Raw genomic sequence first — 12,723 nt, forward strand, 5'->3', positions numbered from 1 at the left:
CGTACGAAGGGCCGGTCAGCGCACCGGGTGTCCGGCTTCCGCGAGCGCGCCCTTGACCTCGGAGATGCGCAGATCGCCGAAGTGGAAGACGGACGCGGCCAGGACGGCGTCGGCTCCGGCGTCCACGGCGGGCGCGAAGTCGGCGAGCCGGCCCGCGCCGCCGGAGGCGATGACGGGCACCCGGACGTGCTCGCGGACGGCGGCGATCATCTCGGTGTCGTAGCCGTCCTTCGTGCCGTCGGCGTCCATCGAGTTGAGCAGGATCTCGCCCGCGCCCAGTTCGGCGGCCCGGTGCGCCCACTCGACGGCGTCGATGCCGGTGCCCCGGCGGCCGCCGTGCGTGGTGACCTCGAAGGTGCCTTCGGGGGTGCGCCGGGCGTCCACCGAGAGGACCAGGACCTGGCGGCCGAACCGCTCGGCGATCTCCCGGATCAGCTCGGGGCGGGCGATGGCCGCGGTGTTGACGCCGACCTTGTCCGCGCCGGCCCGCAGCAGCTTGTCGACGTCCTGCGGGGTGCGGACGCCGCCGCCCACGGTGAGCGGGATGAACACCTGCTCGGCGGTGCGGCGCACCACGTCGTAGGTGGTCTCGCGGTCGCCGCTGGAGGCGGTGATGTCCAGGAAGGTCAGCTCGTCGGCGCCCTCGGCGTCGTACAGCTTGGCCATCTCGACGGGGTCGCCCGCGTCCCGCAGGTTCTTGAAGTTGACGCCCTTGACGACCCGGCCGTTGTCCACGTCGAGGCAGGGGATGACGCGTACCGCGAGGGTCATCGCTCCTCCGCCCGGTAGGCCTCGACCTCGACCTCGACGACCAGGCTCGGGTCGACGAAGCCGGAGACGACGACCATGGTCGCGGCGGGGCGGACGGCGTCGAACAGCTCCTTGTGGGCGCGGCCGACCTCGTCCGTGTCGCGGGCGTGCATGACGTACATCCGGGTGCGGACGACGTCCTCGCGGCCCAGGCCCAGTTCCGCCAGGGCCCGGAACGCGACCTCGAAGGCGTTGACGGTCTGCTCGTACGGGCCGCCCGCGGCGATCTCGCCGTCCACCACGGAGGTGCAGCCGGAGACCAGGACCAGGCCATCGGGGAGCCGGACGGCGCGGGAGTAGCCGAACTTCTCCTCCCAGGGGGCGCCGGAGGAGACCCGGCGCACGGATGCGGGTCCGGTCATGCGGAGACCGCCTCCAGCGCCTCTTCGAGGGTGAACGCCTTCGCGTACAGGGCCTTGCCGACGATGGCGCCCTCGACGCCCGCCAGGACGAGCGAGGCGATGGCCCGCAGGTCGTCCAGCGAGGAGACGCCGCCGGAGGCGACGACGGGCTTGTCGGTGGCGGCGCAGACGTTCTTCAGGAGTTCCAGGTTGGGGCCCTGGAGGGTGCCGTCCTTGGCGATGTCGGTGACGACGTAGCGGGCGCAGCCCTCGGAGTCGAGGCGGGCCAGCGTCTCGTAGAGGTCGCCGCCGTCGCGGGTCCAGCCGCGGCCGCGCAGTGTGGTGCCGCGTACGTCGAGGCCGACGGCGATCTTGTCGCCGTGCTCGGCGATGACCTTGGCGACCCACTCCGGGGTCTCCAGGGCCGCGGTGCCGAGGTTGACCCGGCGGCAGCCGGTGGCGAGGGCGGCGGCCAGCGAGGCGTCGTCGCGGATGCCGCCGGACAGCTCGACCTTGATGTCCATGGCGCCGGCCACCTCGGCGATGAGGGTGCGGTTGTCCCCGGTGCCGAAGGCGGCGTCCAGGTCGACCAGGTGCAGCCACTCGGCGCCGGCCCGCTGCCAGGCGAGCGCGGCCTCCAGCGGGGAGCCGTAGGAGGTCTCGGAGCCGGACTCGCCGTGCACCAGGCGGACCGCCTGGCCGTCGCGGACGTCTACGGCGGGGAGCAGTTCAAGCTTCGGCATTACAGCGTCTCGATCCAGTTGGTCAGCAGCTGGGCGCCGGCATCGCCGGACTTCTCGGGGTGGAACTGGGTGGCCCACAGCGCGCCGTTCTCCACGGCGGCCACGAACCGTTCGCCGTGCGTGGCCCAGGTGACCCCGGGGGCACGGATCTTGGCGTTGGTGACTTCGAGGTTCCAGTCGTGCGCCGCGTAGGAGTGCACGAAGTAGTACCGGGCCTCGGGGCCGAGTCCGGCGAACAGCTGGGAGTCCTCGGGGGCTTCGACGGTGTTCCAGCCCATGTGCGGGACGACGTCGGCCTTCAGCGGGCCGACGGTGCCGGGCCACTCGTCGAGTCCTTCGGTCTCCACGCCGTGCTCGATGCCGCGCTCGAACAGGATCTGCATGCCGACGCAGATGCCCATGACGGGGCGTCCGCCGGCCAGCCTGCGGCCGATGATCCACTCGCCGCGGGCCTTCTTCAGGCCCGCCATGCACGCCGAGAACGCGCCGACGCCGGGCACCAGCAGCCCGTCGGCGTTCATCGCCGTGTCGAAGTCGCGGGTGATCTCGACGTCCGCGCCGACGTGGGCGAGGGCGCGTTCGGCGGAGCGGACGTTGCCGAAGCCGTAGTCGAAGACGACGACCTTCTTCTTCGTATCCACGTGTCGTTCTCGCCGCTTCCTAGTCCCAGATGCCTTGGATACGCAGGACGCCCGCCACCAGGCACATCACGGAGGCGAGGGAGAGCAGCACGATGACGCCCTTGGGCATGCCCTGCTTGGAGAAGGAGTAGACCCCGCCGGCCAGGAACAGGCCGACGACGATCAGGATGGTGCTCAGGCCGGTCACAGGGCGCCCTTCGTGGAGGGGAGGATGCCGGCCGCGCGCGGGTCGCGCTCACTGGCGTAGCGCAGGGCGCGGGCGAGCGCCTTGAACTGGCACTCCACGATGTGGTGCGCGTTGCGTCCGTAGGGGACGTGGACGTGCAGGGCGATCTGCGCCTGCGCGACGAAGGACTCCAGGATGTGCCGGGTCATCGTGGTGTCGTAGGCGCCGATCATCGGCGCCATGTTCTCGGGCTCGGTGTGCACCAGGTAGGGGCGGCCGGAGAGGTCCACGGTGACCTGGGCGAGCGACTCGTCCAGCGGGACGGTGCAGTTGCCGAAGCGGTAGATGCCGACCTTGTCGCCGAGCGCCTGCTTGAAGGCGGCGCCCAGCGCGAGGGCGGTGTCCTCGATGGTGTGGTGCGAGTCGATGTGCAGGTCGCCGTCGGTCTTGACGGTGAGGTCGAACAGCCCGTGCCGGCCGAGCTGGTCGAGCATGTGGTCGTAGAAGCCGACCCCGGTCGAGACGTCGACCTTCCCGGTGCCGTCGAGGTTGATCTCGACGAGCACGGAGGTCTCCTTGGTGGTCCGCTCCACTCGTCCTGTGCGGGCCTCGCGAGTCATGCGTCGTGCTCCTTCTTCAGTACGCGCACCGCATCGAGGAACGCGTCGTTCTCTGCCGGGGTTCCCGCGGAGACCCGCAGCCATCCCGGTACGCCGTTGTCCCGGACCAGGACGCCCCGGTCGAGAATCCGCCGCCAGGCGGTGTGGCTGTCGTCGAAGCGGCCGAACTGGACGAAGTTGGCGTCCGATTCGGTGACGTCGAAGCCGAGGGCGCGCAGCTCGGTGACGATCCGGTCGCGCTCGCTCTTGAGCTGCGCGACGTATCCGAGGAGCGTGTCGGTGTGCTCCAGGGCGGCGAGCGCGGTGGCCTGGGTGACGGAGGAGAGGTGGTACGGGAGCCGGACCAGCTGGACGGCGTCGACCACGGCCGGGTCGGCGGCCAGATAGCCCAGGCGCAGCCCGGCGGCGCCGAACGCCTTGGACATGGTGCGCGACAGCACCAGGTGGGGGCGGCCCTCGATCAGCGGGAGCAGCGAGGGGTGGTGGCTGAATTCGCCGTACGCCTCGTCCACGACGACCATCGACGGCTTCGCGGCCTGGGCGGCCTCGTACAGCGCGAGGACGGTGTCGGCGTCCACGGCGGTGCCGGTGGGGTTGTTGGGGGAGGTGATGAAGACGACGTCGGGGCGGCGCTCGGCGATGGCGGCGCGGGCGGCGTCCACGTCGATGGTGAAGTCCTCGTTGCGCGGCCCGGAGATCCAGCCGGTGCCGGTGCCGCGCGCGATGAGGGCGTGCATGGAGTAGGAGGGCTCGAAGCCGATCGCGGTGCGGCCGGGCCCGCCGAAGGTCTGCAGCAGCTGCTGGAGGACCTCGTTGGAGCCGTTGGCGGCCCAGACGTTGGCGGCTTCCACCCGGTGTCCGGCGGTGCGGGTGAGGTAGCGGGCCAGCTCGGTGCGCAGTTCGACGGCGTCGCGGTCGGGGTAGCGGTTGAGGTCGCGGGCGGCCTCGCGGACCCGTTCGGCGATGCGGTCGACGAGGGCGTCGGGCAGCGGGTAGGGGTTCTCGTTGGTGTTGAGGCGTACGGGGACGTCGAGTTGCGGCGCGCCGTACGGGGACTGGCCGCGCAGTTCGTCGCGGAGGGGGAGGGCGTCCCACGGGTTGGCGGTGGGGCCGCCGGCGTTGCTGTGCGTCACTGCTGGGGAACCTTCCAGCCGAACCTGGCCTTGAGCGCGGCGCCGTGGGCGGGGAGGTCCTCCGCCTCGGCGAGGGTGACCACGTGGTGGGTGACCTCGGCGAGCGCGTCGCGCGTGTAGTCGACGATGTGGATGCCGCGCAGGAAGGACTGCACGGACAGGCCCGAGGAGTGGCAGGCGCAGCCGCCGGTGGGCAGTACGTGGTTGGAGCCGGCGCAGTAGTCGCCGAGGGAGACGGGCGACCAGGGGCCGACGAAGACCGCTCCGGCGTTGCGGACCCGGTCGGCGACGGCGGCGGCGTCGGCGGTCTGGATCTCCAGGTGTTCGGCGGCGTACGCGTTGACGACGGTGAGGCCGTCCTCCAGGTCGTTGACCAGGACGATCGCGGACTGCCGGCCGGTCAGCGCGGGTTCGATGCGCTCCTGGACGTGCTTGGTCGCGGCGACCTGGGTGACGAGTTCGGCCTCGGTGGCGGCGGCCAGCTCCTCGGAGTCGGTGACCAGCACGGCGGCGGCCATCGGGTCGTGCTCGGCCTGGCTGATCAGGTCGGCGGCGACGTGCACCGGGTCGGCGGTGGCGTCGGCGAGGACGGCGATCTCGGTGGGGCCGGCCTCGGCGTCGATGCCGATGCGGCCCTTGAGGAGGCGCTTGGCGGCGGCGACGTAGATGTTGCCGGGGCCGGTGACCAGGTCGACGGGCAGGCAGTCCTCGGTGCCGTAGGCGAACATGGCGACGGCCTGGGCGCCGCCGGCGGCGTACACCTCGTCGACGCCGAGCAGGGCGCAGGCGGCCAGGATCGTGGGGTGCGGCAGTCCGCCGAAGGCGCGCTGCGGCGGCGAGGCGACGGCGAGGCCGGGCACGCCCGCCTCCTGGGCCGGGACGACGTTCATCACGACGGAGGACGGGTAGACCGCGCGGCCGCCCGGTACGTAGAGGCCGACGCGGTCGACGGGCACCCACTTCTCGGTGACGGTGCCGCCGGGGACGACCTGGGTGGTGTGCGGGGCGCGGCGCTGGGCGCGGTGGACGAGGCGGGCGCGGCGGACCGACTCCTCCAGGGCGGCGCGAACGGCCGGATCGAGCTCCTCCAGCGCGCGGGCGAGGGCCGCGGCGGGCACCCGGACCGACTCGATCCGGACGCCGTCGAGCTTCTCTCCCCAGTCGATCACTGCCGCCGAGCCACGATGGCGTACGTCCTCGCAGATGGGCCGCACCGTCTCCAGGGCGGCTTCCACGTCGAACTCGGCACGGGGCAGCAGGTCGCGCAGGGCGCCGCCCTCGGGGAGGGCATCGCCGCGCAGATCGATTCGAGAGATCACACCGCAATTCTCGCAGACCGCCGCGCACGACCGGACGGCCGTATCACTGGCTGATACATGCCGCCGCTGTGACGGCTGACTATATGCGTTCATCCGGTCACTCAGAGGGAATAACGGGATCACGCCTCCGAACGAAAGGGGCACCGGTGACGGAGCTGCACGACGAGGATCTCCCGGACGGCCTCAGCGCGGCGGAGCTGGGCATGTGGCAGTCCTTCCGGAACGGCACGACCTACGACCTACGGACCCGCGACCGGGTCCTGGACGATCCCTTCGCCCCGCACGAGTGGGGCCCCGAACGCAGTGTGGCGGCCCGGATGGTCGCCCGGCTCCTGCTGAGCGGCCCGGCGGCCCGTCCCGGCCGGGTGACGGCGCTCAAGCTCTGGGGCGTACGGATCACGGGAAAGCTGGACCTGGCGGGCGGGCGCGTCGATCCCTATGTGGAGCTGACGGGCTGCCGGTTCGACGAGGAGGTGGCGTTCCCCGAGTGCCACTTCACGACGCTGCGGCTGGTGGGGTGCGCGGTGCCCCGCCTGGAGGCGGCCCGGCTGCGCACGGAGGGCGATCTGCATCTGCCGCGCTGCCGGGTGGAGCGCGGCATCCGGCTCACGGACGCCCAGATCGGCACGGACCTGCTGGTCAGCCAGATCGAGGTGGGTCCGGACCGGCAGGGGCGGGCGCTGCTCGGGGACGGGCTCACGGTCGCCCAGGACCTCCAGGCCGAGATGGTGGACATGCTCGGGGAGTTGAGTCTGCGCGGCGCGAAGGTGGGCGGTTCGCTGAGCCTGCGCGGCAGCCGGCTGCGCGCGGTGCGGGGCCGCCGCGCGCTGAACGCGCCGCAGCTCAGCGTCGAGCGGACGCTGTACATGAGCGAGGCGTGGGTCAGCCTGGACACGGGCTTCCAGGGCACCACTCCCCCGTACGGCATCGCGACCTCGCCGACCCCGGCCCGCGGCACCCGTTCGCAGGTGTTCCGTTGCCGGGGCGGGGTGCGGCTGGACGACGGCAGGTTCGGGGACGCGGTGGACCTGCACAAGGCGGTGTTCGTGCTCGACGCGCACGAGGAGCTGTCGCTGCGCCGGACGGTGACGCCGGAGCTGCGGTTCGACCCCGAGCGCCCGGTGCACGGCCGGGTGGTGCTCAACGGGGCGAAGGTGGTCACGCTGATCGACGTCTCGACGAGCTGGCCGGGCCCCGGCGGTCTGGCGATGGGCGGGTTCGTGTACGAGAACCTCGTCCCGTACGGGCACTTCCCGCTGTCCCGGCGCCTGGAGTGGGTGGCGGCGGCGACCCCGGAGTACGTGCCGGAGCCGTACGAGCGGCTGGCGGCGGTGCTCCGCAACAGCGGCGAGGACGCGGACGCGCGGGAGGTGCTGCTCGCCAAGCAGCGCCGCCGCCGGGAGACCCTGCCGCCGGCCGGGAAGCTCTGGGGCTACCTCCAGGACTGGACGGTGGCGTACGGCTACCGGCCGGGGCGGGCCGCGGTGTGGATGGCGGTGCTGTGGGCGGCGGGCACGCTGGCGTTCTCGCGGTACGACCCGGCCGCGATCAAGGGCGACGAGCATCCCCGGTGGAACGCGGCGCTGTACGCGCTGGATCTGCTCATCCCGGTGATCGACCTCGGCCAGGACGGCTACTGGCGGATGGAGGGCGGCTGGCAGTGGATGGCCGCCGCGCTGATCCTGCTGGGTTGGATACTGGCCACCACGGTCGCGGCGGGCGCCTCCCGGCTGCTGCGCCGCGGCTGAACCGGCCGGTCCGACGCGTACCGGGACCGCCCCGGTACGGCGGGCCGTCCGGGGCCCGGCTCCGCCGGGACAGATCACGGGCCTTCTGCCCATGACCGTAGAGAATCAGCCACAATCCGCGCGTTCCTTTACTTCTCCTTGACCGTGGCCCCGACAGTGCGTCCACTCAGCACCAAAACTTCACAGCACTCCCCTTGGCGCGGCTCCCACCTGCGCTTTCAATGGTCTGCACCATGCCTTTCCTCAGCGCCCTGCTCCGAACCGCGCGCGTGATCCGGCACTCCCCGGTGCTCTCCACCGGGCTGTCCGCCGATCACACGGTGCTGCTCGACGCCCCCGACGAATGGCTCTCCCCCGCGCTGGTGGCCGCCGCCGCCGGGGAGTACGGACCGGCCGCGAAACTCCTCGCGGCCACCAGGGAAGGGGCCGAGTGGGAGCGCCGGGACCGCTATCTGCGGCGGCTCGTCGTCTTCGCCCGCAACCGGGGCGGCTGGCTCGCGGAGTGGCTGACCGCCGCCCCGCGCGACCCCGACGCCCTGCTCGTCAAGGCGCAGCTCGCCGTCGACCACGCCTGGGAGTCGCCGGCCCGCGCGGAGCAGCTGCGCGAGGTGGGCCCGCTGATCACGGCCGCCGCAGCCGGCGACCCCCGCGACCCGGTGCCCTGGCGCCTCGCGCTGGACCACGCGCGGGGCACCCAGGCCACGCACACCACCTTCGAGGCGCTGTGGGAGCAGGCCCTGCGGCGCTCGACGCACCACTACGGCTGCCATGTCGCCGCCCTCCAGTACCTGTCGGCCGCCTGGTACGGCTCGCACCGCGAGTGCTTCGACTTCGCCGAGCGGGCCGCCCACGACTCGGCGGCCGGCTCGCTGGTGCGGGCGCTGCCGCTGCGGGCCGCGTTCGCGATGATCTCCGAGGGGGCGGGCACCCGTTCGTCCTCGGTGCAGGTGGAGCGGATCGACTCGGCGGCGGACCTGGCGATCTCCCTGTCGGCCTCGTTCGCCCCCGGCGACCCGTGGCCGGCCGAGGTCCGCAACCTGCTCGCGTACGTCCTGGTGGTGCGGGGCCGGTGGGGCGAGGCGCTGGAGCAGTTCCGCCGGATCGGGCCGCACGCGGCGTCGTTCCCGTGGGCGTCGGTGTCCGGCGATCCGCTGCGCCGGTTCCTGGACGCGCGGGAGAGCGCACGGCTGCGGGTGGCCTCGGCGACGCCTCTGCGCCACGGTGCCGGACGGGGACGGGCGCGCGGCCATTACGCTTGACCGCTGTGACCACCGCTCGCCTGCCCCTGTTCCCGCTGAACGCGGTGCTGTTCCCTGGCCTCGTGCTGCCCCTGAACGTCTTCGAGGAGCGATATCGCGCCATGATGCGCGAGCTCCTCACCCTCGACGAGGACGAACCGCGCCGGTTCGCCGTGGTCGCCATCCGGGACGGCCGGGAGACCGCCGTGACCGGGCTGGGCATGCCGGAGGCGGTGCGCGCGCCCGTCGAGCGCGGCCCGGCGGACGGCTTCGGCCCGGACCCCCTGCAGGCCCTGCACCGGGTGGGCTGCGTCGCCGACGCGGCGACCGTGCGGGAGCGCGCGGACGGCAGCTTCGAGGTGCTGGCCACCGGTACGACCCGGGTGCGGCTGCTGTCCGTGGACGCGAGCGGCCCGTTCCTCGTGGCCGAGGTGGAGGAGCTCCAGGAGGACCCGGGCGACGAGGCGGGCCCCCTCGCGGAGGGCGTCCTGCGGGCCTTCCGCGGCTACCAGAAGCGGCTGGCCGGTGCGAGCGAGCGCACGCTGACCACGGGGGCGGACCTGCCGGACGACCCGTCGGTCGTCTCCTACCTGGTCGCCTCCACGGTGGTCCTGGACATCCCCGCCAAACAGCGCCTCCTCCAGGCCCCGGACACCGCGACCCGGCTCCGCGAGGAACTGCGGCTGCTGCGCTCGGAGACCGCGGTGATCCGGCATCTGCCGTCGCTCCCGGCGGTGGACCTGACGGTCGCCCCGACGCACCCCAACTGACCGCGACCCGGAGAGAGCCCGCCCGTGGCGAAGAAGCAGAAGAAGCAGGCCCAGTCCGGCGGCACCCCCGCCACGGTCGCGCTCACCGCGGCGGGCACGGCGTTCACCGTGCACGCCTACGAGCACGATCCGGCGGCGCCGTCCTACGGCGAGGAGGCGTCCCGGGCGCTGGGCGTCCCGCCGGAGCGTGTCTTCAAGACCCTGGTGGCCGACGTGGACGGCCGGCTGACGGTCGCGGTCGTCCCGGTCGCCGGCTCCCTGGACCTCAAGGCGCTGGCCTCGGCGGCCGGCGGCAAGCGCGCCACGATGGCGGACCCGGCCGCGGCGGAACGCACCACGGGCTACGTCCGGGGCGGCATCTCCCCGCTGGGCCAGCGCAAGCGCCTCCCCACCGTCCTGGACGCCTCGGCCCGCGCCCACGCCACGATCTGCGTGTCGGCGGGCCGCCGGGGCCTGGAGGTGGAACTCGCCCCGGACGACCTGGCGACGCTGACGGCCGCGACCTTCGCAGACATCGCCCGCACCTGACGCCCGGCCGCGCTATCAGCCCTTGCCGCACTTCAGCCCCTCCGGCGCTTGAGGAGCGGGGTTCCGGGGCAGCGCCCCGGTTTCGGGAAGGGGGCGGGGTGGGGAAGAAGCCGCGCGCAGCGCCCTACGCCTTGTCACCCGGCGACGGCGCGGAGGGCGCAGCCGGAGGCGCGGCGGGCGCCGGGGCCGCATCCGGCCCCCACCCGCCGTACGACGCCCACTCCCCCTCGAACTCCCGCGGCCCCCACGCCGCGGCCAGCAACAGGTACACCACCATCGCCCCCAGCGCCCAGGCCAGCAGCATCCCCTTGGCGTGCAGCTCCAGCGGCGCGTCGAACACCACCCCCTTGCCGACCTCCCGCGCGTGCGCGACGACGTCGTCGGTGGGGCCCAGCCGCGTACCGACCTGCCAGGCCAGCAGCGAACCGAGCACGCTGCCGAGCGCGAGGCCCGCCGTCAGCCAGATCCCGCCGCGCCGCTCGTACCAGAAGGCCAGCCCCGCCGCGACCGCCCCGAACGCCAGCCCGAGCAGGGCAAACGTTCCGTCGGCGCCGATCGACTCCTCGCCCTCGCTGTTGTTCAGGAAGACGGCCGTGCCGTCGGAGATCAGCGGCACCCGGGGCGCCAGCCACAGCCACAGCAGCCCCAGCAGCACGCCGGAGACCGTCACGGCGGCCGCGACGACACCGGCCTTGCGCAGCTCCTGGCGCACTTCCTCCGGGTCGGTCTCCCGCACGGGAGGGGCCCACGTCGAACCGTAGTGCTGTCCACCGTTCGCGGCGGCCAGCTCCTGCCAGTGCTGGTATTGGTCGGGCGAGGGCCGGTGCGGTGGCGTAAGGGGTGAGGTCACCGTGCCATCGTGCCAGGCGCCCGTGGGCCGCGCCTCACCGGACCGCCGCCCTGCGGTACGCCCAGGTCGCCACGGCGAGCGAGACGACGCCGACGACGGCGCAGACCGCCAGGTCGAGGGCGACGACCGCCCAGTCGGGGTGGCTGTCGAAGGACCGGGCCAGCGCCTCGACCCCGTAGGTGGAGGGCAGCAGGTCGCGCGCCCAGCCCACCGGCCCCGGCAGCCGGTCGGCCGGCAGGACGCCCAGCAGCAGCGCGGCGGACATGCCGAGCTGGCCGAGCAGGGTGGCCAGTTCCTGGCGCGGGGCGAGCAGCCCGAGCGCGGCGCCGAGCCCGGACAGGGCGGCGCCGGAGAGCGGGATGACGGCGACGAGCACCCACAGATGGGCCATCGGCAGCCCGAACAGCACGCTGCCGGTCACCGCCGTGACCACGGTGCCGGGCACGGTGAAGGAGGCGTACGCCCCGGCCGCGCCGAGCACCACGGCGGCGGGCGGCACGGGCAGCGTGGCGTAGTGGTCGAGCCCGCCGCCGGCCCGCAGCTGCCCGAAGTACTGGGCGAGGAGGTTGAGCGCGACGAAGGCGACGACCAGGACGCTGGAGCCGGCGACGACGGCCCGCGCCTCGGAGCCGCCGTCCACCACCCCGCGCATCAGGACCATGATGCCGATGGACTGGAAGGTCGCCACGAACAGCAGTGGGATGCGGGCCACCCGGGCGCGGGAGAGCTGGGCCCGGTAGACGGCCGCGAGGGAGGGGAACAGCCGGGCCCTCGGGGCGAGCGCCGCCGCCCCGGACACCGTGCCGATTCCGCTCATGCCTTCACCAGTCCCTTGGTCGCGCCGCCGCCGAGCGCGAGATAGACGTCCTCCAGGCTCGGCGTCGCCAGGCTGAAGTCGTCGAGGGCGGCGAAGGCCGCGCCCCCGGTCACCGCGGCGACCGCCGCCCGCGCCTCGTCGGGCGCCAGCCGCAGCGCCCAGCGCCGCCCGGACTCCTGGGCGACGGCGCGCAGGGCCGCGACCTCGGGGACCTCCAGCGGGGCGCGTTCGCGCCAGACCAGCTCGACCCGGATCTCACCGGCGACGCGCTCCTTGAGCCCGGCCGGGGTGTCGCAGGCGATGACCTTGCCGCGTTCGATGACGGCGACCCGGTCCAGGACGGTCTCGGCCTCGATGACGTTGTGGGTGACGAGCAGGACCGTGGCGCCGCGCTCGGCGCGCCTGCGGTCCACGGCGGCCCAGACGGCGCGCCGGGCGACCGGGTCCATGCCGGTCGTCGGCTCGTCCAGGACGAGGACCGGGCGCTCCCCGACGAGCGCGGCGGCGAAGCAGGCGAGGCGGCGCTGGCCGCCGGAGAGCTTCTTCAGGGGCCGCCCGGCGAGGTCGGCGAGGCCGAGTTCGTCCAGGACGGCGTCGCGCTCGGCGCGGGCCTCGCGCGCGGGCAGGCCGCGCAGCCGTCCGGTGGTCTCGGCGGCCAGGGCGACGGTCAGCTCGTCGAGGGCGGTGGACTCCTGCCCGAGGTAGCCGATCAGCCGGGAGGCCCGTTCGGGGTGGCGCACGAGGTCGTGGCCCAGCATGTGCACGCTGCCGGAGTCGGGCCGCATCAGGCCGGTGAGCTGGCGTACGAGGGTGGACTTGCCGGCTCCGTTGGGCCCGAGCAGTCCGAAGATCTCACCGCGCCGGACGTCGAGGCTGATGCCGTCGGTGGCGCGTACCTCCGGGGTCGCGGGGGCGCCGCGGCGGCCCCGTGCCGGGGGGTAGGTCTTCACCAGATCGCGCACCGCGCACACGGTCCCGCTCGCCGTCGGCGCCTGCACT

Annotated in this window: 15 protein-coding genes; 4 read left to right on the forward strand and 11 right to left on the reverse strand. The window is 73.6% G+C overall.

Annotated elements, in window-relative coordinates:
- Positions 1–15: 15 nt before the first annotated feature.
- From hisF to hisD, 8 genes are read right to left on the reverse strand one after another with little or no spacing between them, the layout of a single operon-like run.
- Positions 16–771 carry an imidazole glycerol phosphate synthase subunit HisF gene (hisF, locus tag OG710_RS06030; protein ID WP_330238400.1) on the reverse strand — a complete coding sequence of 252 codons (756 nt, stop codon included), beginning with the start codon at positions 769–771 and terminating at the stop codon, positions 16–18.
- Entirely contained in the window at positions 768–1,172 is a 405-nt protein-coding gene (locus tag OG710_RS06035; RefSeq protein WP_330238401.1) for a RidA family protein, read from the reverse strand. The genes hisF and OG710_RS06035 overlap by 4 nt, the downstream gene beginning before the upstream one ends.
- Positions 1,169–1,894, reverse strand: a complete 726-nt coding sequence (priA, locus tag OG710_RS06040) for a bifunctional 1-(5-phosphoribosyl)-5-((5-phosphoribosylamino)methylideneamino)imidazole-4-carboxamide isomerase/phosphoribosylanthranilate isomerase PriA (protein WP_330238402.1) — start codon at positions 1,892–1,894, stop codon at positions 1,169–1,171. The genes OG710_RS06035 and priA overlap by 4 nt, the downstream gene beginning before the upstream one ends.
- Positions 1,894–2,535 (reverse strand): imidazole glycerol phosphate synthase subunit HisH, encoded by a 642-nt coding sequence (gene hisH / locus OG710_RS06045; RefSeq protein ID WP_330238403.1) that lies wholly within the window; start codon positions 2,533–2,535, stop codon positions 1,894–1,896. The genes priA and hisH overlap by 1 nt, the downstream gene beginning before the upstream one ends.
- A gap of 19 nt (positions 2,536–2,554) precedes the next feature.
- Complete coding sequence (locus OG710_RS06050; protein ID WP_330238404.1) at positions 2,555–2,722, reverse strand: hypothetical protein; 168 nt, start codon at positions 2,720–2,722, stop codon at positions 2,555–2,557.
- On the reverse strand, positions 2,719–3,321 hold the full coding sequence (gene hisB, locus OG710_RS06055; protein WP_111332755.1) for an imidazoleglycerol-phosphate dehydratase HisB: 603 nt from the start codon (positions 3,319–3,321) through the stop codon (positions 2,719–2,721). The genes OG710_RS06050 and hisB overlap by 4 nt, the downstream gene beginning before the upstream one ends.
- Positions 3,318–4,454, reverse strand: coding sequence for a histidinol-phosphate transaminase (locus OG710_RS06060; protein ID WP_330238405.1), 1,137 nt, complete (start codon positions 4,452–4,454; stop codon positions 3,318–3,320). The genes hisB and OG710_RS06060 overlap by 4 nt, the downstream gene beginning before the upstream one ends.
- Positions 4,451–5,773 carry a histidinol dehydrogenase gene (gene hisD, locus OG710_RS06065; protein WP_330238406.1) on the reverse strand — a complete coding sequence of 441 codons (1,323 nt, stop codon included), beginning with the start codon at positions 5,771–5,773 and terminating at the stop codon, positions 4,451–4,453. Before hisD ends, OG710_RS06060 begins: the two co-directional genes overlap by 4 nt.
- 146 nt (positions 5,774–5,919) lie before the next feature.
- Here hisD and OG710_RS06070 point away from each other — a divergent pair, with 146 nt between their 5' ends.
- The 4 genes from OG710_RS06070 to ybaK all read left to right on the forward strand — a co-directional run bounded on the left by OG710_RS06070 (position 5,920) and on the right by ybaK (position 10,057).
- Complete coding sequence (locus OG710_RS06070; RefSeq protein WP_330238407.1) at positions 5,920–7,521, forward strand: oxidoreductase; 1,602 nt, start codon at positions 5,920–5,922, stop codon at positions 7,519–7,521.
- 221 nt (positions 7,522–7,742) lie between these two features.
- The gene (locus OG710_RS06075) at positions 7,743–8,780 is read left to right on the forward strand and encodes a hypothetical protein (RefSeq protein ID WP_330238408.1); all 1,038 of its coding nucleotides are present in this window, start codon (positions 7,743–7,745) and stop codon (positions 8,778–8,780) included.
- A gap of 5 nt (positions 8,781–8,785) precedes the next feature.
- Positions 8,786–9,529: an LON peptidase substrate-binding domain-containing protein gene (locus OG710_RS06080; protein WP_330238409.1), complete on the forward strand. Its 744-nt coding sequence runs from the start codon at positions 8,786–8,788 to the stop codon at positions 9,527–9,529.
- Between the two features lie 24 nt (positions 9,530–9,553).
- A complete protein-coding gene (gene ybaK / locus OG710_RS06085) occupies positions 9,554–10,057 on the forward strand; it encodes a Cys-tRNA(Pro) deacylase (RefSeq protein WP_330238410.1) in 504 nt (167 codons plus the stop codon).
- A gap of 124 nt (positions 10,058–10,181) precedes the next feature.
- Here ybaK and OG710_RS06090 read toward each other — a convergent pair whose 3' ends face one another.
- Genes OG710_RS06090 through OG710_RS06100 form a run of 3 tightly spaced genes read right to left on the reverse strand, consistent with a single transcriptional unit; the run spans position 10,182 to position 12,695 of the window.
- Entirely contained in the window at positions 10,182–10,907 is a 726-nt protein-coding gene (locus OG710_RS06090) for an ABC transporter permease (protein WP_330238411.1), read from the reverse strand.
- Positions 10,908–10,941: 34 nt separating this feature from the next.
- The gene (locus OG710_RS06095; RefSeq protein WP_330238412.1) at positions 10,942–11,724 is read right to left on the reverse strand and encodes an ABC transporter permease; all 783 of its coding nucleotides are present in this window, start codon (positions 11,722–11,724) and stop codon (positions 10,942–10,944) included.
- A complete protein-coding gene (locus OG710_RS06100; protein WP_330242164.1) occupies positions 11,721–12,695 on the reverse strand; it encodes an ABC transporter ATP-binding protein in 975 nt (324 codons plus the stop codon). The genes OG710_RS06095 and OG710_RS06100 overlap by 4 nt, the downstream gene beginning before the upstream one ends.
- Between the last annotated feature and the right edge of the window lie 28 nt (positions 12,696–12,723).

Source organism: Streptomyces sp. NBC_00525 (genome assembly GCF_036346595.1).
Taxonomy (GTDB): domain Bacteria; phylum Actinomycetota; class Actinomycetes; order Streptomycetales; family Streptomycetaceae; genus Streptomyces.

Excerpts from the sequence above, each read along its gene's own strand:
- OG710_RS06075 (WP_330238408.1), top strand. The coding sequence starts at position 7,743 with ATGGTCTGCACCATGCCTTTCCTCAGCGCCCTGCTCCGAACCGCGCGC.
- OG710_RS06035 (WP_330238401.1), bottom strand. The coding sequence starts at position 1,172 with ATGACCGGACCCGCATCCGTGCGCCGGGTCTCCTCCGGCGCCCCCTGG.
- hisF (WP_330238400.1), bottom strand. The coding sequence starts at position 771 with ATGACCCTCGCGGTACGCGTCATCCCCTGCCTCGACGTGGACAACGGC.
- priA (WP_330238402.1), bottom strand. The coding sequence starts at position 1,894 with ATGCCGAAGCTTGAACTGCTCCCCGCCGTAGACGTCCGCGACGGCCAG.
- hisB (WP_111332755.1), bottom strand. The coding sequence starts at position 3,321 with ATGACTCGCGAGGCCCGCACAGGACGAGTGGAGCGGACCACCAAGGAG.
- OG710_RS06095 (WP_330238412.1), bottom strand. The coding sequence starts at position 11,724 with ATGAGCGGAATCGGCACGGTGTCCGGGGCGGCGGCGCTCGCCCCGAGG.